14 protein-coding genes are annotated in these 18,448 nt (G+C 65.4%); 2 read left to right on the top strand and 12 right to left on the bottom strand.

Features of this window, described 5'->3' with window-relative positions; genetic code table 11:
• Nucleotides 1–208: 208 nt before the first annotated feature.
• From rfbD to rfbB, 4 genes are read right to left on the bottom strand one after another with little or no spacing between them, the layout of a single operon-like run.
• Nucleotides 209–1,069: a dTDP-4-dehydrorhamnose reductase gene (gene rfbD, locus DUPY_RS12070; protein WP_070248330.1), complete on the bottom strand. Its 861-nt coding sequence runs from the start codon at nucleotides 1,067–1,069 to the stop codon at nucleotides 209–211.
• Nucleotides 1,066–1,611 (bottom strand): dTDP-4-dehydrorhamnose 3,5-epimerase, encoded by a 546-nt coding sequence (gene rfbC / locus DUPY_RS12075; RefSeq protein WP_070248332.1) that lies wholly within the window; start codon nucleotides 1,609–1,611, stop codon nucleotides 1,066–1,068. Before rfbC ends, rfbD begins: the two co-directional genes overlap by 4 nt.
• Nucleotides 1,608–2,516: a glucose-1-phosphate thymidylyltransferase RfbA gene (gene rfbA, locus DUPY_RS12080; RefSeq protein WP_070248333.1), complete on the bottom strand. Its 909-nt coding sequence runs from the start codon at nucleotides 2,514–2,516 to the stop codon at nucleotides 1,608–1,610. The genes rfbC and rfbA overlap by 4 nt, the downstream gene beginning before the upstream one ends.
• Nucleotides 2,513–3,586, bottom strand: a complete 1,074-nt coding sequence (gene rfbB / locus DUPY_RS12085) for a dTDP-glucose 4,6-dehydratase (RefSeq protein ID WP_070248334.1) — start codon at nucleotides 3,584–3,586, stop codon at nucleotides 2,513–2,515. The genes rfbA and rfbB overlap by 4 nt, the downstream gene beginning before the upstream one ends.
• A 141-nt stretch (nucleotides 3,587–3,727) precedes the next feature.
• On the opposite strand from rfbB, the gene DUPY_RS12090 reads away from it, so the two are divergent.
• Nucleotides 3,728–4,606, top strand: coding sequence for a symmetrical bis(5'-nucleosyl)-tetraphosphatase (locus tag DUPY_RS12090; RefSeq protein ID WP_070248335.1), 879 nt, complete (start codon nucleotides 3,728–3,730; stop codon nucleotides 4,604–4,606).
• A gap of 12 nt (nucleotides 4,607–4,618) precedes the next feature.
• Here DUPY_RS12090 and DUPY_RS12095 read toward each other — a convergent pair whose 3' ends face one another.
• The 6 genes from DUPY_RS12095 to DUPY_RS12120 are packed head-to-tail and all read right to left on the bottom strand — an operon-like array spanning nucleotide 4,619 to nucleotide 9,326.
• Nucleotides 4,619–5,383 carry a lysophospholipid acyltransferase family protein gene (locus DUPY_RS12095; RefSeq protein ID WP_070248336.1) on the bottom strand — a complete coding sequence of 255 codons (765 nt, stop codon included), beginning with the start codon at nucleotides 5,381–5,383 and terminating at the stop codon, nucleotides 4,619–4,621.
• A gap of 4 nt (nucleotides 5,384–5,387) precedes the next feature.
• Entirely contained in the window at nucleotides 5,388–6,692 is a 1,305-nt protein-coding gene (locus DUPY_RS12100; RefSeq protein ID WP_070248338.1) for a dihydroorotase, read from the bottom strand.
• Between the two features lie 8 nt (nucleotides 6,693–6,700).
• Nucleotides 6,701–7,666, bottom strand: coding sequence for an aspartate carbamoyltransferase catalytic subunit (locus DUPY_RS12105; protein ID WP_019921341.1), 966 nt, complete (start codon nucleotides 7,664–7,666; stop codon nucleotides 6,701–6,703).
• A 41-nt stretch (nucleotides 7,667–7,707) separates the two neighbouring features.
• Entirely contained in the window at nucleotides 7,708–8,223 is a 516-nt protein-coding gene (pyrR, locus tag DUPY_RS12110; RefSeq protein ID WP_070248340.1) for a bifunctional pyr operon transcriptional regulator/uracil phosphoribosyltransferase PyrR, read from the bottom strand.
• A gap of 2 nt (nucleotides 8,224–8,225) precedes the next feature.
• Complete coding sequence (gene ruvX, locus DUPY_RS12115) at nucleotides 8,226–8,624, bottom strand: Holliday junction resolvase RuvX (RefSeq protein WP_070248342.1); 399 nt, start codon at nucleotides 8,622–8,624, stop codon at nucleotides 8,226–8,228.
• Between the two features lie 24 nt (nucleotides 8,625–8,648).
• A complete protein-coding gene (locus DUPY_RS12120; protein WP_070248344.1) occupies nucleotides 8,649–9,326 on the bottom strand; it encodes a YqgE/AlgH family protein in 678 nt (225 codons plus the stop codon).
• A 144-nt stretch (nucleotides 9,327–9,470) separates the two neighbouring features.
• On the opposite strand from DUPY_RS12120, the gene DUPY_RS12125 reads away from it, so the two are divergent.
• Nucleotides 9,471–10,919: a cryptochrome/photolyase family protein gene (locus DUPY_RS12125; protein ID WP_070248346.1), complete on the top strand. Its 1,449-nt coding sequence runs from the start codon at nucleotides 9,471–9,473 to the stop codon at nucleotides 10,917–10,919.
• On the opposite strand, the gene DUPY_RS12130 is transcribed toward DUPY_RS12125, so the two are convergent.
• Both DUPY_RS12130 and DUPY_RS12135 read right to left on the bottom strand, forming a co-directional pair.
• Nucleotides 10,900–16,026, bottom strand: a complete 5,127-nt coding sequence (locus DUPY_RS12130) for an Hpt domain-containing protein (protein ID WP_070248349.1) — start codon at nucleotides 16,024–16,026, stop codon at nucleotides 10,900–10,902. The genes DUPY_RS12125 and DUPY_RS12130 overlap by 20 nt on opposite strands.
• Before the next feature lie 30 nt (nucleotides 16,027–16,056).
• Nucleotides 16,057–18,285, bottom strand: coding sequence for a methyl-accepting chemotaxis protein (locus DUPY_RS12135; RefSeq protein WP_070248351.1), 2,229 nt, complete (start codon nucleotides 18,283–18,285; stop codon nucleotides 16,057–16,059).
• Between the last annotated feature and the right edge of the window lie 163 nt (nucleotides 18,286–18,448).

Below are 18,448 nucleotides of genomic sequence, written 5' to 3' on the forward strand. Positions count from 1 at the left end.
CGACGTCCTGGTTGTCAGCACGTCAACGCGATTGTACCGGATCGCCGGTAGCCGTCGTGTATTGGTGGGGATCTATGCGCGCAGCAAGGGAGGGGGCGATGCGCGGCGCATAAAGGTGCGCCGCGATCTTAGCAGTGGAAAATCGGTAAAGCTTGCTTGCTTACCAATCGATACAAACTCGCCAAATTTGTAACATGTTACTGCGATGTTACTGGCCCATGCACAGGTGCAGGGCCTGCTTCCAGTCGGGCAGGTGGCAGAAGCGCGATACCAGGCGTTCGGACGACATCACTGAATATTGCGGACGGCGAGCCGGGGTCGGATATTCGGCGCTACCGATCGGCAGCACGCGGCACGACAGGCCGGCAGCTTCGACGATGGCCTGGGTGAACTCGAACCAGGTGGTCTGGCCTTGTGCACTGAGGTGATACACACCGCTGTTCTGGCCCCACCACTCCGGACCGCCCTGCCGGGCTTGCGCCAGCACCAGGGCCGTGGTGTCGGCAATGGTGCGGCTCCAGGTCGGCGCGCCATGCTGGTCTGCCACAACCTTCAATTCCTCGCGCTCGCTGGCCAGGCGCATCATGGTCAGCAGGAAGTTCTTGCCGCGCATGCCATACACCCAGCTGGTGCGGAAGATCAGGTGATCGATGCCGGCGGCGGCAATCGCCTGTTCGCCGGCCAGCTTGCTGGCGCCATACACGTTGAGCGGGCCGGTGACATCGTCCTCGCCGCGCGGCTCGGGGTTGCTGCCATCGAACACGTAGTCGGTCGAATAATGCACCATGGCAGCGCCCAGCAATTTGGCTTCCTGCGCCATCAGGCCCGGTGCTTCGGCATTGACGCGATACGCCAGTTCCGGCTCGCTCTCGGCCTTGTCCACGGCGGTGTAGGCGGCCGGGTTGACGATCAGTTGCGGACGCACGGTACGGATCACGTCGCGCACCTGGTCGAGGTTGGACAAGTCCATGACGTTGCGGTCGACTGCCACCACGTCGCCCAGGCCTTGCAGACTGCGCGCCAGCTCGTAACCGACCTGGCCGGTGCTGCCGGTCAGCAGGATCTTCATGCGAAGACCTCGGCGTCGGCCAGCAGCGCTGCTACCTGGTCCTTGCCCGACAACTGCGGTTCGCCGTCGAGCGGCCACTCGATGCCGATCGCCGGATCGTTCCACAGCACCGCGCGCTCGAATTCCGGCGCCCAGTAATCGGTGGTCTTGTAGAGGAACGACGCCACGTCGGACGTGACCACGAAGCCGTGCGCGAAGCCGGCGGGTATCCACAACTGGCGCTTGTTCTCGGCCGACAGTTCGATACCGAACCACTGGCCGAAAGTTGGCGAGCTCTTACGCAGATCGACGGCGACGTCGAACACCGCGCCTTCGGTCACGCGCACCAGCTTGCCCTGGGCTTGCTGAATCTGGTAATGCAGGCCGCGCAACACGCCCTTGGCCGAGCGCGAATGATTGTCTTGCACGAAAACCGGATCGACGCCCGACAATTCCTTGAAACGACGGGCGTTATAGCTTTCGAAAAAATAACCGCGGTCGTCGCCGAACACGCGTGGTTCAATCACCAGTACGCCTTCCAGCGGGGTAGTAATCACATTCATCGGGTAACAACCTTATCTTGCAAAATCTGCAGCAAATACTGGCCATAATTATTTTTCTTCAGCGGCTCGGCCAGCTTGCGTACCTGGTCGGCGGTGATATAGCCCTTGCGGTAGGCGATCTCTTCGGGGCACGCGACTTTCAGGCCCTGGCGCTTTTCGATGGTGGCGATGAACTGCCCCGCTTCCAGCAGTGAGTCATGGGTGCCGGTATCGAGCCAGGCCATGCCACGTCCCATCACTTCCACCTTGAGCTTGTTCTGCTCGAGGTAGACGCGGTTGACGTCGGTAATTTCCAGTTCACCGCGCGGCGACGGCTTGATGCTGGCGGCGATGTCGCACACCTTGTTGTCGTAGAAATACAGGCCGGTGACCGCGTAGTTCGACTTTGGCTTGAGCGGCTTTTCCTCGATCGAGATGGCGGTGCGGCCGTCGTCGAATTCCACCACGCCGTAACGCTCGGGATCCTGTACGTGGTAAGCGAACACGGTCGCGCCTTGCGGCTCGTCGTTGGCGCTGCGCAGCAAACCATCGAGATCGTTACCGTAATAAATGTTATCGCCGAGGATCAGCGCCGATGGCGCATCGCCGATGAATTCCCTGCCGATGATGAATGCTTGCGCCAGGCCGTCCGGCGATGGCTGTACCGCGTAGCTGAGCTTGATACCCCACTGGCTGCCATCGCCCAGCAGATCCTGGAAGCGCGGCGTGTCTTGCGGCGTCGAAATCAGCAGGATTTCGGTGATGCCAGCGAGCATCAACACGGTCAGTGGATGATAAATCATCGGCTTGTCGTAAATCGGCAGCAACTGCTTCGATACGGCCATCGTGACCGGGTACAGACGGGTGCCGGAACCGCCCGCCAGGATAATGCCCTTGCGGTTCAGGGTATTGTTTACGGCGATCATTGCTGGCCTTCGCGATTGAAGTAGTTGGTTTCCACCCAGTTGGCATAGCTGCCCGACTGCACGTCGGTGACCCAGGCCTGGTTGTCCAGGTACCATTGCACGGTCTTGGCGATACCGGTCTCGAAGGTCTCGGCCGGCTTCCAGCCCAGTTCGCGCTCGAGTTTGCGGGCATCGATGGCGTAGCGGCGGTCGTGGCCCGGACGGTCTTTGACATAGGTGATCTGGGCGCGGTAGCTGCTGCCGTCGGCCTTCGGCTTTTGCTTGTCGAGCATGTCGCACAAGGTGTTGACCACGTCGAGGTTGGCCATTTCATTCCAGCCGCCCACGTTGTAGGTCTCGCCCAGGCGGCCGGCTTCCAGCACGCGGCGGATTGCCGCGCAGTGGTCGCTCACGTACAGCCAGTCGCGCACCTGCTGGCCGTCGCCGTAGATCGGCAGCGGTTTGCCGGCCTGGGCGTTGGCGATGATCAGCGGGATCAGCTTTTCCGGGAAATGGTACGGACCGTAGTTGTTCGAGCAGTTGGTGGTCACCACCGGCAGGCCGTAGGTGTGGAAGTACGAGCGCACCAGGTGATCCGAGGCGGCTTTCGATGCCGAATACGGGCTGTTGGGCGCAAACGCGGTGGTTTCGGTAAACGGCGCATCGTCCGGGCCCAGCGTGCCATACACCTCGTCGGTGGACACGTGCAGGAAGCGGAACGACGCTTTTTCTGCGTCCGGCAGCGCCGACCAGTAAGCGCGTGCGGCTTCCAGCAGGCTGAAGGTGCCGTTGATATTGGTGTTGATGAATTCGCCAGGACCCACGATCGAACGATCGACGTGGCTCTCGGCGGCGAAGTGCACCACCGCGCGTGGCTTGTGTTCCTGGAACAGCGCCAGTACCTGGGCCTGGTCGCAGATGTCGCCGCGCACGAAGATGTGGCGCGCATCCTGTTTCAGGGTCGCCAGGTTATTGAGGTTGCCGGCATACGTGAGCTTGTCGAAGTTGATCACTGGCTCATCGGACTGGGCCAGCCAGTCGAGGACAAAATTCGAACCGATGAAACCGGCACCACCTGTAACAAAAATCATTTAGTATCCTGCGGCAAGCGTTAGTTAATATTAGGCGATATTTTATGTGAAACTACCGTGCTGATGGGCAAAAATCGACATCGTGCCCTGATTTCCCCGTTATTTTCAAATGTCCAAACAACGATTCCGTGAGTATTTAATATGAAAACCTATGTCATCGGGGATCTGCAAGGCTGCCACGAGCAAGCCTTGTCCATGCTCGACCGCATCCGCGCGCACGCGGCCGAATGCGGTGACATGAAACCTGCCATCCTGTTTGCCGGCGACCTGATCAACCGGGGCCCCGACTCGCTGGCCACCCTACGCCACGTGCGCCAACTGGCGCTGGCCAGCGACGGTCGCATCGACAGTGTGCTGGGCAACCATGATCTGCACCTGCTGGCGGTGGCCCATGGCATCCGCGCTGAGCACAAGTCCGACACCCTGTCGGCAATTCTGACCGCCCCCGACCGAGACGAACTGATCGACTGGGTGCGGCGCCGGCCGCTGGCGATTGGCGTCCATGCCGCCGGTTGCCAGCACGTCCTGGTCCACGCTGGATTGTTGCCACAATGGAACCCTGAGCAAGCCCTGGCGCTGGCCGACGAGGTGCACGCCATGTTGCGCGGTCCCGATAACGAATTTGCAGCATTCCTGGCACAGATGTACGGCAATGAACCGGCGCACTGGTCGGACCGCTTGCAAGGCGCCGACCGCCTGCGCTGCATCATCAACGCCATGACACGGCTGCGGTTTTGCGATGCCGATGGCGTAATGGACTTCAAGATGAAGGAAAGCGGCAAGGCCGACCCGTCGTCCGGGCTGATGCCGTGGTTCGAGGTGCCGGGCCGCCAGAGCGCAAACGCCACCGTGGTGTTCGGCCACTGGTCGGCGCTGGGGCTGACGGTGCGGCCCGACCTGATCGGCCTCGACAGCGGTTGCGTATGGGGCGGGCAATTATCTGCCATGTGCCTGGAAGACCGCAGCTTGCTGCAAGTGCAATGTCCGCAGTTCCAGGAGCCAGGCAAGAAGAAAGCCTAGTGCAAAGAAAGCCTAGTGAACGCCGGCGGATACGCCCAGGGCGGCAGCGACGGCCTGTTGCGCCACCTCGGCCAGTTCGCGCCGGTGGGCGCCCGTGGTAGCGATGGCGGGCATGATGGCCACCCGCGCCGTCACCGGCGGGCCGTCCAGGATCGCCACGATGCTCTGGGCAAACGTCATCTCGCCGATGAAATCGACCGCATGGTGCAGCGCGCCCTTGGCATCGACGTAACGCAGCGCGAACGGCTGCACCGGCACGCCGGCGTCGATCGCCGCTTCGAACAGGTTCGCGTGGAACGGCAGCAACTCGCCCTGCGAGGCGGTGGTGCCCTCGGGGAAGAACGCCACGCGTTCGCCGCGCTGCAAGGTCGCCACCAGTCCTTCGAAAATCAGGCGCAAGTCGCGCCGATTGCCACGCGCAATAAACACCGTGCCGGCTTTTTGCGCCAGCCAGCCGGCCAGCGGCCACGACCGGATTTCGGCCTTGGCCACGAAATGGCTCGGATACAGGCTGTGGATGACGAAAATATCGAGCCACGACACATGGTTCGATACCACCATCGCCTGCGCCAGCACCGGCGCTGGCGCACCCGATAACGCGCCGCCATCCTGCGCCACCGTCACATTGCAGAGCAACAGCAACTTGCGCGACCAGCGGCGAATCTGACCGTTGCGCCGCTCCTGCCCCAGCCACGGGAACACGACAGCGCAAATCGCCATGCCTTGCAGCACGTGCAACAGCACGCGCGCCAGGCGCAACATCGTCGACAGCTTCATGCCATCAAGAACGCTGGAACGCGACGTGACCCGCCACGATGGTGGTGCGCACCTGCCCGGCCAGGTTGTAGCCGAGGAAAGGCGTGTGCTTGCCCTGGCTGGCCAGGGCCGAGGCTTCCACCGTCCAGTGTGCTTCGGGATCGAACACCACCACGTCGGCCACCGCGCCGACCGACAAGGTACCGGCTGCCAGCCCGGCCACGCGGGCCGGCTCGGACGTGATGCGCGCGATCGCGCGCGCCAAAGGACGGGTATCGCCAGTATTTTGCTGGGCCGCGTAGTCGGTGGCCCATTTCAGGCTCAGTGACAGCAGCAGTTCCAGGCCGGTGGCGCCAGGCGAGGCTTCGCCGAAGGGCAGCAGTTTTTCGTCGTCGTCGACCGGCGTGTGGTCCGAGCACAGCGCGTCGATGGTGCCGTCGAGCAGGCCCAGGCGGATCGCGTCGCGGTCGCGCTGGCTGCGGAATGGCGGCGTCATGCGGGCATTGGAGTCGAAGAAGCCGATGTCGGCGTCGGTCATGTGCACGTGGTGGGCGCCGACGTCGCAGGTGACCGGCAGGCCTTCGGCCTTGGCGCCACGGATCAGCTCCAGGCCGGCAGCCGACGAAATACGGCACAGGTGCACACGGGCGCCGGTGGCGCGCATCAGCTCAAAAATCGTGTGCAGGGCAATGGTCTCGGACATGACCGGCACGCCGGACAGCCCCAGGCGCGAGGCCAGCGGGCCGCTGGCAGCGATGCCGCTGCGGCCGATGTGCGCATCCTGCGGGCGCAGCCACACGGTAAAGCCGAACGTGGCCGCGTATTGCAGCGCGCGCAACAGCACGTTGGTGTCTTCGATCGGTTCCTCGGCCTGCGAGAAGCCGATGCAACCCGATTCGGTCAGCTCGGCCATCTCGGTCAGCGCCTTGCCTTTCAGGCCCATGGTCAGTGCGCCCAGCGGATGCACGTGAGCCTGGTTCAGCGAACGGGCCCGATGTTTCAGCATTTCCACCAAACCGGGTTCGTCGAGCACCGGGTCGGTATCGGGCGGGCACACCAGGCTGGTCACGCCGCCTTGCATGGCGGCCTGCATTTCCGAGTCCAGCGTAGCCTTGTACTCGTAACCCGGTTCGCGCAGGCGCGTGGCCAGGTCCACCAGGCCAGGGGCCACGACCAGGCCGGCAGCGTCGATGGTGTGGTCGGCGGTAAAGCCCACAGGTGCTGTGCCGATGGCGGCGATCTTGCCATCGACAATGTAGACGTCGTGCCGGCCATCGATGCCGTTGGCCGGGTCGATCAACTGGCCGTTCTTGATAATGATTTTGTTCATACTTGCGTTCATCCCTGCGTACCTGCCACGATGCTCATCACCGCCATGCGGACGGCGATCCCGAAAGTTACCTGCGGCAAAATCACCGCTTGTGCGCCATCGGCCACGGCCGAATCGATTTCCACGCCCCGGTTCATCGGACCGGGGTGCATCACGATGGCGTCGGGCTTGGCCAGCGCCAGGCGCTCGGGCGTCAGGCCATAGCTCTTGAAGTATTCCTGCGCCGATGGCAGCAGCGCGCCGCTCATGCGCTCGTTTTGCAGGCGCAGCATGATGATCACGTCGACATCCTTCAGGCCCTCATCCATGTTGGTGAAGGTGCGCACGCCCATCTGCTCGAGGCCGCCCGGCAGCAAGGTATGCGGGCCGATCGCGCGCACTTCCGGCACGCCCAGCGTGGTCAGGGCGTGAATATCGGAACGGGCCACCCGGCTGTGCAGGATGTCGCCGACGATGGCCACGCGCAGATTCGTGAAATCTTTCTTGTAGTGGCGGATCGTGTACATGTCCAGCAAGCCCTGGGTCGGGTGGGCATGGCGGCCGTCACCGGCGTTGACCACGTGCACGTGCGACTGCTTGGTTTCCATCAGGTGCTTGGCGATCAGGTACGGCGCGCCCGACTGCGCGTGGCGCACCACGAACATGTCGGCATGCATGGCCGACAGGTTGTCGATGGTATCGAGCAGCGACTCGCCCTTGCTGGCCGACGACGCCTGGATGTTCAGGTTGATCACGTCGGCCGACAAGCGCTTGGCGGCGATCTCGAAGGTGGTGCGGGTGCGCGTGGAGTTCTCGAAGAACAGGTTGAACACCGATTTGCCGCGCATCAGCGGCACTTTTTTCACATCGCGGTCGGAAATGCCGACGAACGACGACGCAGTATCGAGGATGTGATTGAGGATGGACTTGGGCAGTCCCTCGATCGACAGCAGGTGCTGCAGTTCGCCGTGTTTGTTCAGTTGCGGATTGAGCATGGTGGTTGGGCGCGGAGTTGAGCGTAGAGTTGAGCGTAGAGTTATGCGTGATCGATGGTGAGCGTGAATTGTCCGTCGTCGGCGCGCTTGAGGACCAGCGCCTGCCCTTTTTGCACGGTGACGTGCGCCGCCACGAAATCGGCCGCGACCGGCAGCTGCCGCTCACCGCGATCGACCAGGGCCGCGAGCATGATGCGCGCCGGGCGGCCGTAATCGAACAGCTCGTTAATTGCAGCGCGCGTGGTGCGGCCCGTGTACAGCACGTCATCGACCAGCAGGATGTTGGCCGCAGCCACATCGAACGTGATGTTGGTGGGCTTGACCTCGGCCGGCAGACCCTTCTTGGCATAGTCGTCGCGGTAGAACGAGACGTCGAGCACGCCGCAGCGGTCGGACAGGCCGAGGTCGGCTGCCAGGCGTTCGGCGATCCAGGCGCCGCCGGAGTGGATGCCGACGATGGCGACATCGGCCACGCCGGCCAGGCCGGCCTGGACGTCCGCCAGCAGCGTCGCGTACAGCGCTTCGGCATCGAGTTGGTTGGGGTTTGTTGTAGGCATAGTCAAGGGCGTGAAAAATGAGCGTCGAAATATTGTTGCAAGATGATGGCAGCGGCGCGGTCGTCGATCACCTCGCCGCGCTTGGCGCTGATCACGGCCGAGGTATAGCGTTCGTCGACCAGTTCTACCGGCAAATTGAAACGGCCGTGCAGCTGGTTGGCGAACTTGCGCGCGCGCGCCGTCATGTCGTGAGAGGTGCCGTCCGGGTGCATCGGCAGGCCGACGACCAGCAGCGTGGGCTGCCACTCGTCGAGCAGGGTTTGAATTGCAGCAAAGCGGGTGGCATTGTCGATGGCGGCAATGACTTTTACGGGCGTGGCCTGGCGGATCAGAGTATTGCCCATGGCCACACCGATGCGCTTGACGCCGAAGTCGAAGGCAAAGATGGTATCCGCGCTCACCGGGAAGTCACCGTGTACAGCGCTTTACGCATGACCGGCCTCGGACGCGAGCATCAAAGGGTCGATACCCAGCAGGCGGATGGCCGCCGTGTAGCGTTGATCGATCGGCACGCCGAACAGGATCTCGGGATCGGCGCCGACCGTGAGCCAGCCATTGCGGCCGATCTCGTCCTCGAGCTGGCCCGGGCTCCAGCCCGAATAGCCTATCGACACCAGCATGCGCGGCGGACCGTCGCCGGACGCAACCGCTTCGAGCACGTCGATCGACGTGGTAAACGCCACTTCTTCGGTGACGGTGAGCGAGGACGAGTAGCGCTGGCCCGGCGTGTGCAGGACAAAACCGCGATCGTCCTGCACCGGGCCACCAAACATGACGGGCTGATCGACTGCGCTGTCCTGGTCACCTTCGAGGGTCAGGTCGATACGCTCGAACAACACCTGCATGGTCATGTCGGTAGGCTTGTTGATCACCACGCCCAGCACGCCGTTCTCATTGTGTTCGCACACATACACGACGGTGCCGCCGAATACCGGGTCTTGCATGGAAGGCATGGCGATCAGGAAATGATTGGCCAGGTTCAGTTGCGGGACCGGGCTGTCACCTTCGGTGGCGGCTGGACCTGTGGCACCTGCGGGGGCCAATGGATCTTCCTGTAACAAGCCGGGAACAGGAAGCGTTTTGCCGATTTTGCTCTTCTTCATACGCATTGCTCTCTGTGTGCGGGGCCGCTCGGGGCGGTCGGTGCTAGTATTCGCCTGCAAGAAACCAGCAAATCACCGCGTAGTTTACACTGAAATCACGGCGCACCCACGATTGCGTTGCCCCACAAGATAGACACAGACTAAATGAAACACGATTCCACCCTGGTATGGCTGCGCCGCGATCTGCGGGTTTTCGATCACGTTGCCTTGCACCAGGCGCTGCAGGACAGCGACAAAGTCTACTGCGTTTTCATTTACGACAGCACCATCCTGGACGCCCTGCCGCGCCAGGACCGGCGCGTGGACTTTATCCACGCCAGCGTGGCCGAAGTGGATGCGGAGCTGCGCCAGCTCGGTGGCTGCCTGCTGGCGCGCCACGGCGACCCGCTCAAGGAGATTCCGGCGCTGGCCGCCGAGTTGAACGTCGCTGCGGTCTATTGCAACCACGACTATGAACCGCAGGCAATCGCCCGCGACGCCGCCGTCCATCAAGCATTGCAAGCCGATGGCCGCGCGCTGACCGGTTTCAAGGACCAGGTGGTGTTCGAAAAGAGCGAAGTGCTGTCGCAAACGGGTGGCGTGTTTTCCGTCTTCACTCCGTACAAGAACGCCTGGCTCAAAAAGCTCGAGGCCGATCCGAGCGTGATCGCGCCGTACCACATCGAGCCGCACGCGGCGCGCCTGGCGCCGCCGCCCTTCCCGTCCTCCACGCTGCCCACCTTGCAGCAGCTTGGCTTCGAGCCGAGCAACCTGGCCGAACTGAAAATCCCCACCGGCATGTCGGGCGCCGCACAATTGTTCGATGATTTTTTACCGCGCATCGCCCACTACAAGACCGCGCGCGACTTCCCGGCCGTCAAAGGCCCGTCTTACCTGTCGCTGCATTTCCGTTTTGGCACCCTGTCGGTGCGCCACCTGGTGCGCACCGTGGTGGACCTGATGGCGCGCGGCGGCGGCGGCGACGGCGCGCCGGTGTGGCTGGCGGAACTGATCTGGCGCGAGTTCTACGCCATGATTTTGTTCCACAATCCGCACGTGGTGGGTAGCGCGTTCAAGCCCGCCTATGACGCCATCGCATGGGAGACCGGGCCGGAAGCCGATGAGCTGTTTATCGCCTGGTGCGAGGCGCGCACCGGCTATCCGCTGGTCGATGCGGCCATGCTGCAACTGAACCAGACCGGCTATATGCACAACCGCCTGCGCATGGTGACCGCCTGTTTTTTGATCAAGGATCTCGGCATCGACTGGCGCCGGGGCGAAGCCTATTTTGCGCTGCACCTGAACGACTTCGACCTGGCGTCGAACAACGGCGGCTGGCAGTGGGCCTCATCGTCGGGGTGCGACGCGCAACCGTACTTTCGCATCTTCAACCCGATCACGCAGTCGGAAAAATTCGACGGCGCCGGCAAATTCATACGCCGCTACCTGCCGCAGCTGAAACACCTGGGCGACAAGGAAATCCACGCGCCGTGGCTGCACACGCGCATGGAGCCGCTGGCGTACCCCGGCCCGATCGTCATGCACGACGAGGCGCGCAAGCGTACGCTCGAGCGCTACGAGGTCGTCAAAAAGGTCAAGCCTCCTGAGGATTGAGCAGTTCCTGCATCGTCGCCAGCAGTTCCGGCTCGGGGAACGGCTTGCCGAAGAAGGCATTCACGCCCAGGTCCAGCGCGTAGTTGCGGTGCTTGTCGGCGCTGCGCGACGTGATCATGATGATCGGGATGGCCGCCGTGCTGTCGTCGCCGCGCACCTGGCGCGTGAGGTCGAAGCCGTCCATGCGCGGCATTTCGATATCGACCAGCAGCATGTCGGGCTTTTGCTCGCGCAGCTGTTCGAGCGCATCGACGCCGTCCTTGGCCAGCAGCACGCGGTAGCCTTCGCGCTCGAGCAGGCGCCCGGTTACGCGGCGCACCGTCATCGAATCATCGACCACCATCACCGTCGCTGCGTGTGCGCCCGCCACCGCACCGGTACCGGGGGCGGCGCCACCTTGAGCCGCCTGGGCATACTGCTCGCGCGCCTCCGGGTGTTGCGCCAGGTGCTGCACCAGCGCCACCGGGTTAAGGATCAACACGATATCGCCCGATCCCAGCACGGTGGCGCCGGCGATGCCGGCCATGCGCGCGAGCTGCGGACCGATATTCTTGACCACCACTTCGCGGTTGCCCAGTACCTGGTCCACCTGCAATGCCAGCCGCTCGGTGCCGTTCTTGAGCATCATCACCGGCGCCGACTGTTTCACCTGCGGCTGCGCGGCCACATCGCCCAGCAGCGCGGGCAGGTAGTGCAGCGCGGCCTGGCGGCCCTGTAGCGTCACGTGACCCGACCGGTGGGCGGCGGCCAGTGCCTCCTCCTTCATCTGCTGCACCTGCTCGACCAGGATGGCCGGCAAGGCGTAGCTGCGGCCACCGGCGGCCACCAGCACAACCTGGGTAACAGCGAGCGTGAGCGGCAGGCGGATCACGAAACGCGTGCCCTTGCCCGGCGTCGATTCCAGGTCCACCCGGCCGCCCAGTGCCTGCGCCTCGGACTGCACGATGTCCATGCCCACGCCCCGGCCAGACAATTCGGTCAGCGCTTCGGCGGTGGTAAAGCCGGGTTCGAAAATCAGGTCGGCCACCTGGGCTTCGGTGACATCTTCGCCGTCTTCCAGCAAGCCGCTGGCCACGCCCTTGGCGCGGATGCGCGCCAGGTCGAGGCCCGCGCCATCGTCGGAGAATTCGATCACGACCTCGTTGCCCTGCTGCGTCACTTCCATCAGTAGCTCGCCGGTTTCGCTCTTGCCTGCGGCGGTGCGCGCGGCGCGCGGTTCCACGCCGTGGGCGATCGCATTGCGCAGCAGGTGTTCGAACGGCGCGACCATGCGCTCCAAAACGCCGCGGTCGATTTCCACGCTGCCGCCGCGCAGGTCGAGGTTGACGCGCTTGTCCACTTCCTTGGCGCTCTGGCGCGCCACCCGGAACAGCCGTTCGGCAATGCTGGAAAACGGCACCATGCGCACCCGCATCAGGTCGCGCTGGAGGTCGCGCGTCACGCGCGCCTGCAGCACCAGGTCGTCGCCGGCGTGATGGACGCTGTGCGACAGGTGCTCGTGCAGGCTGGCTGCATCGTTGACGCTTTCGGCCATCATGCGCGTGAGTTCCTGCAAACGGGTAAAGCGGTCGAATTCGAGCGGATCGAAATCGCGCTCGTTGATGTCGGCCATGCGCGACATGCTCGAGGCGATCTGCGACTCGGCCTGCATCTCGATTTCGCGCAGTTGCCGGCGCAAACGGGACAGGTTGTCGGACACGTCGCCCAGCGTGGCGCGCATGGCGCCCACTTCGTTTTCCAGCCGCGAGCGGGCAATCGACACTTCGCCAGCCTGGTTCACCAGGCGGTCGAGGATGTCGGCGCGCACCCGTACCAGCGGCGATTTACTGGCCGGCTGGTCGTCGGTGCACGGTGGCGCCGACAGTTCGGCACAGGGCGCCGCAGCCGGGTCGCCCACTTCAGCGGCAGCAGCCATGCCACCCTGCTGCAACTGCTCGAACAGCAGCAGCGCATGGTCGTAATGGGCCAGCAGTTCGTCGAACGCCTGCGCCGTGGCAGAACTGGCGTGCACCATGTTTTCGATATGGGTTTCGATCTCGTGCACGTGCTGGCCCAGGCGCATGGCACCGGCCATGCGCGCGCTGCCCTTGACCGTGTGCAGCAGGCGCAGCAAGCCTTGCGCGTGACTGGTGTCGAGCGGCGCCCCCTGCCAGGCGCGCAGGGATTCACCCACTTGCGGCAGCAGGTCGGCGCCCTCCTCCAGGAACACGGCCAGCAGTTCCGCGTCCAGTTCATCGTTGAAGATGGCCGGCGGCGCATCGTGCTGCGGCGGCGCGGCCAGCGGCAGTTCGGTGATGCCGGTGTCGGCGGCGTTGAATGTCGCTGGCTCTGGATACAGTTCCGGTCCCGGTTCCGGTTCCGGTCCCGGCTCCGGTTCCGGTTCCGGTCCCGGTGCCACTTCGGACTCCTGGCCTGCGTCCATGGCAGGCGTGGGCACCGGTTCCGGGGCGGTTTCGGCGGCCGGCGCGGCGATGTGCAGCGGCGGCTCGGCAAAGGTTTCGTCGAAGGCAGTGTTGAACAGGTCATCGATGTCGTCGTCGACGCGCGGCTCGACGTGGCGCCAGCCGCGCTTCGGCGCCGGGGCCGGAACTTCCGAAGCCGGCACGGTGCCGCTGAGCTGTTCGTACACCTGGCGGAACATGGCGTCCAGCGGCGACTCGTCCTGTGCTGGCGCGGCGCTGCCGGCCTGCTCATTTGCCTGCTCGTCCGCCACCAGCTGGTCGAGCTGCGCTTCCAGCGCCGGGTTGGCGGCTGGCGCGGCCGCGTGCAACTGCGCGCGCAGCGCCGCCAGTGCGGCGATCAGTTCCGGCTGGGCGGACGGCATGGCGCCGCCGCCCACGGTATCGACCATTTGCCGCAGGCGCTGCGCCGTGAAGTCGAACAGGTCGTGCTGCGCCTGGTCGAGGAACGACGCGGGCGCTTGCAGCGCTTCCAGGGTATTTTCCAGCGCCAGCGCCAGTGCGCGCAGCACGGGTACGCCCACGGTGCCGGCAATGCCGGCCAGCGTGTGCGCCGCCCGCAGCGACTGCGGCTCGGCCGCGCGCTGCGGGACGTGGCGCCAGGCGCCGAAGTCGTGCGCCAGCTGGTCCACCAGCTGGCTCGCTTCCGCCACGAAAATGGCGAGCAGCGGACCCGGTGCGGTCAACTCACCGGCAGCCGTTGCTTCGGTGGCGTGCGGGTCAGCGGCAATGTCAGCGGCATCAGTGGCATCAGCGACATCAGCCACATCAGCGACAGCAGCGGCGTCGGCAATCCGGGGCGATTCAGTGGCGTCTGGTATCGCCGGCAGGCCACCCTGCACGCGCGCAGCGTCTGCAGCCAGGGCCTGGGCGCGGTGGCTCAACGGTACTTCTGCGCCGTCACTTGCCAGCAACGCGGTCCAGGCGCGCAGTTCGCGGGCCGCGCGTTCGAGCAGCGCCGCCAGCGCTTCGTCCACCGGCCGCTCTTCGGCCAGCCAGGTATTCATCACCCGCTCGACCGCTTGCGCGCCGTCGGCAAAATCGTCCAGCGCCACGGTGCGGGCGCTGCCCTTGAGGGTATTGAAGGCGCGGCGCAGCACGATCAGGCGCTGTTCGTTCGCGGCGGCGCCCAGCGTGGCATCGACAAAGTCGAGCGACTCGCGCGCCTCGGACAGGAACAATGCCAGCAGTTGCGGCGTGTTGGCGGCAGTCTCCACGACCGGCACAGCGTCCTGCGGCGGCGCGGCGGGCGGCGGCGCCGGTACCGCGTCGTCGAGCACGGGGATCGATTCCGCGCCCGCCATCTTGGCAAACGGCACCGCGCGGAAGCTGCCCTGCTGCGCGTCGAAGGCGAAGCGCTCGCGCGCGCCGGCCGCGTTATGGGCCAGCAGTTCGGCAAAAAAGCCCAGCGCGCTGACATTTTGCACCACGTCGTCGAGGGTTTTGAGTTCCTGCGCCGGCTCGGCGCCGTCCTGCCCCAGCGCGTCCATCTGCGCGCGTACCTGCTGCGCGCCCTGCGCGGCGGCCGGCTGGTCCAGTTCAGCCAGCGTCGCGTGCAGCACATCGAGCACCGGCGCCATGCTGGCCAGCGCCGCGCGCTGCCGGGCATCGGCATGGAAGCGGTCGAGCGCGTGTTCGACCGCGCGCAGCGCTGCCTTGATCTCGGCGGTGGTGTGCTCCGGCGCGGCGTTCTGCCAGCTACGCGCCTGCGCGGGCGCCAGCGCATCGCGCTGGCCGTAGCGGCGGCTGTCGTAATCGGGCGGCGCCAGGCCGTCCAGCGCAAAGGCCGCGAACAGCGCGCGCGCCGTGGCCGAGCTGCTGGCCGGACCGGCCACGGCGATGAAGAACAAGGCGTCGCGCAGCATGGCGTCCGGTTGCGCGGCAGTGCCCTGGGACAGGCGCCGCAGCTGCAGGTTGATCATGCCGAACAGCTGCTTGACCTGCACGCTGCCGGCGATGTCGCCGCCGGCCACCAGTTCGGCAAAGGCCTGCAGCGCCAGCCAGAACGCGCGCGGCCCGGCCTCCTGCTGGGCGCCGGCCACCGCCGCCACGGCCTCGGTCAGGGCGGCGGCGTGTTCGCGCTGCTGCGCCGGCTCCGGGCTTTTCAGGTACGGCAGCAGCGCGCGCTCGAAGCGCTGGCGGCAGGCGGCGTAGTCCTGCTCCGCTGCGGGTACCGGGTCGGCTGGCGGCAGCGTCACCGCGCGCGCCAGGTCGGGGAAAAACAGGTCGGCCGGGTGGATCCGTTCCGCCCCGACGATTTCCTGCACCGCGCGGTAGTACGGGTACAGCCTGGCCGGTTGAGACGGTGCGCCGCCGAGCAGCTCTTCCAGGTACTCGACCAGCGCCTGGTACAGCTGCGTGACCGCTGCCACGTGGTCGGGGCTGCACTTGACGGCGCCCGACTTGAAACGCTCGAGCGCGGTCTCGGCCAGCGCCGTGACCTGGCCCACGCCTTCCACGTCGACCATCTGCAACGCGCCATGGGCCTGGTGCAAATGGGTTTTGGCCAGTTGCAGCTGGGTGGCCTGGTCTTCCGGGGCGCGGCCGCCGGCTTCGTGCAGGGCGGTGCGCGAACGGGCCAGCGCTTCGCGGATTTCTTCCATTACCCACGACAGCGGGCCAGTGTTTGCGATAAAAGTATCAGTCATGCGGGTACCGGCCTTTCAATGTTGTGCCGCTCAGGAGGCGATGCGAAACCGCGCCACCGAGTTTTTCAGTTCCTGCGCCAGCACCGACAGTTTATGGATCGACTGCGCCGTGTGCTGGGTGCCGTCCTGGGTCTGTTCGGTCACCGTCAGGATCAGCTGGATGTTGCGCGCCACGCCGCTGGCCGACGTGGCCTGTTCGCCGGTGGCCTGGGCGATGCCGGAAATCAGTTCCGCCAGGCGGTGCGACACCTGCGAAATATCGTTCAATGCCGCGCCGGCGGCGTCGGACAGGCGCGTGCCCTCCACCACACCGCGCGTGGATTTTTCCATGGCCGCCACCGCGTCGTGGGTGTCGGTCTGGATGGTGCGCACCAGCGCGCCGATCTGCTTGGCGGCGCCGGCCGAGCGCTCGGCCAGCCGCTGCACTTCCTCGGCCACCACGGTGAAGCCGCGCCCTGCCTCGCCGGCCGATGCGGCCTGGATGGCGGCGTTGAGCGCCAGCACGTTGGTCTGCTCGGTGATGTCGGAAATGAGCTCGGTAATCTCGCCGATTTCCTGCGACGACTCGCCCAGGCGCTTGATGCGCTTGGAGGTATCCTGGATCTGGTCGCGGATCTCGTGCATGCCGAAGATGGCGTTGGCCACGGCGGTGGAGCCCAGATTGGCCGCCGCCACCGACTGCCGCGCCACGTCGGCCGATTCGCTGGCCGAGCGCGAGACGTCGGTGATCTGGTCGGCCATGCGCACCACGGTGCTGCTCACGCCCTGGATTTCACGCGACTGCTGCTGCGATGCGCGCAGCAAATCGTTGGAAATGCTGTGCGCGTGCAGCGAAGCGCGCGTGACCTGTTCGGCGGTGGCCGTCACGCGGCCCACCAGCACCCGCAACTCTTCCACCGTGTAGTTGACAGTGTCGGCAATCGCCCCGGTGACGTTTTCCGACACCGTGGCGCGCACGGTCAGGTCGCCGTCGGCCACTTTTTGCAGCTCGTTCATCAGGCGCAGGATGGCGGCCTGGTTCTGGGCGTTGGTTTCCCTGGCCGCTTCCTCCTTGCGCTGCGACTCCATGCGCATGGCATCGGCCTCGCGGCGGCGGCGGTCGGCGCCGCGCGTGCGGTTGTTGGAATCGATCAGCAGCACGCGGCCAATCGCCACCGCCATCACCAGCGTGAACATGCCGCAGCCCACCATCAGCCAAAAGGTCAGGCCCAGCGAATCCTGCTCGGCGCGGTAAGCCTGCTGCAAGGTGTACAGGCGCTGGCGCAGCGCCTCGTTTTCGTTGAAGATCAGGCGCTCGGCGTTTTTGGCGGCGCTGAATTTATCGAGCTTGTCGAGGATGGCGGCCACCAGCTTCTGGTAATCCTCGAACTGCGCCTTGAGGGCAACGATTTTCTCGCGCAGCTCCGGCTCGCGCACGGCGCTCAGGCCCTGCGCGGCGCTGCCGCTCAAAAAGCCGTCCAGCGTGGTGCGGAACACGGTGGTGTCGCGCCCCAGCTGGAACGCGGTTTCGGAACTGATGCCGCCGGCGGTGAGAAATTCGCTGGCGCTGCGGCTCATGCGCTGGGTGAGCATGGTGAGCTTGCCCAGCGCGGCCACCTCGCGCGCGGCGCCGCCGCCGGCCACGCGCAATGCGCCGATCTCCTCGGTGCGGGCCAGCAGGTCGGGCGACATGGCATTGAGCTTGTGCAGGGTCTGGTCGACGCCGCTCAAATCGGTCTTGAGGGTAAGGATGGTGGCGGCGGCCAGGTCGGTGGCGCTCCACTGCTTGCGCACCGAGTCCACGGTGGCGGCCAGGTCGGCGCCCGGCGCGTGCAGCTGACGGCCCTGCACCTTGCCGCCCTGGGTGAGCAGCTTGATGTCGTTATTGAGTTCGCGCCGGCTTTCCTCGAGCTGGCGAAACGCTTCGTCGCTGCCCTGCACAGCGTTGGGCGCGGCCTTGCCGATGCGCTGCGAGTGCATCAGCGCGTCGCTGGCGACCTGGGTTTGCGCCGACCGGTTGGCGCTGTGGATGGTGTTGAGGGCAACGCAGGCGGCCGACACGCTCAGGCTGATGCCGAGCGCGGTGGACAGGATGCTCAACTGGCGCTGGGTGGGCAGGCGGCCGATCAGCGGCAGCCGCCGCATGCCGGGCTTGGCCTCGTGCTGGGCCTCGTGCATTCCGGCGGCAGAACCGAGGCGGTCGAGCGCATGACGCAGGCGCACCGGCCCGCCCTGGCTCACGCGGGCGGCAGCGATGTGATCGAACGTCTCCTGGTCCAAAACCCGTTCCTTCCCTTAAAAGCCGACCAGCGCGAAGCGCGGCTCGCGCACCAGTTGCGCCAGGTCCAGCAGCGTCCAGCGCCGGCCGTCGGCATCGTCGAACTGGCGCCCGGCCCAGGCCGGCGCTGCGGCGGCGTGCTGGGCTTGCGCACCTCGTCCGAGA

It is taken from the genome of Duganella phyllosphaerae, assembly GCF_001758785.1.
GTDB lineage: Bacteria > Pseudomonadota > Gammaproteobacteria > Burkholderiales > Burkholderiaceae_D > Rugamonas > Rugamonas phyllosphaerae.

What these genes read in the sequence shown, in the direction of transcription:
- DUPY_RS12095 (WP_070248336.1), bottom strand. Translation starts at nt 5,383, where the DNA reads ATGAAGCTGTCGACGATGTTGCGCCTGGCGCGCGTGCTGTTGCACGTG.
- DUPY_RS12100 (WP_070248338.1), bottom strand. Translation starts at nt 6,692, where the DNA reads ATGAACAAAATCATTATCAAGAACGGCCAGTTGATCGACCCGGCCAAC.
- rfbA (WP_070248333.1), bottom strand. Translation starts at nt 2,516, where the DNA reads ATGATCGCCGTAAACAATACCCTGAACCGCAAGGGCATTATCCTGGCG.
- DUPY_RS12105 (WP_019921341.1), bottom strand. Translation starts at nt 7,666, where the DNA reads ATGCTCAATCCGCAACTGAACAAACACGGCGAACTGCAGCACCTGCTG.
- DUPY_RS12125 (WP_070248346.1), top strand. Translation starts at nt 9,471, where the DNA reads ATGAAACACGATTCCACCCTGGTATGGCTGCGCCGCGATCTGCGGGTT.
- pyrR (WP_070248340.1), bottom strand. Translation starts at nt 8,223, where the DNA reads ATGCCTACAACAAACCCCAACCAACTCGATGCCGAAGCGCTGTACGCG.
- rfbB (WP_070248334.1), bottom strand. Translation starts at nt 3,586, where the DNA reads ATGATTTTTGTTACAGGTGGTGCCGGTTTCATCGGTTCGAATTTTGTC.
- rfbC (WP_070248332.1), bottom strand. Translation starts at nt 1,611, where the DNA reads ATGAATGTGATTACTACCCCGCTGGAAGGCGTACTGGTGATTGAACCA.
- rfbD (WP_070248330.1), bottom strand. Translation starts at nt 1,069, where the DNA reads ATGAAGATCCTGCTGACCGGCAGCACCGGCCAGGTCGGTTACGAGCTG.
- DUPY_RS12090 (WP_070248335.1), top strand. Translation starts at nt 3,728, where the DNA reads ATGAAAACCTATGTCATCGGGGATCTGCAAGGCTGCCACGAGCAAGCC.
- DUPY_RS12120 (WP_070248344.1), bottom strand. Translation starts at nt 9,326, where the DNA reads ATGAAGAAGAGCAAAATCGGCAAAACGCTTCCTGTTCCCGGCTTGTTA.
- DUPY_RS12130 (WP_070248349.1), bottom strand. Translation starts at nt 16,026, where the DNA reads ATGACTGATACTTTTATCGCAAACACTGGCCCGCTGTCGTGGGTAATG.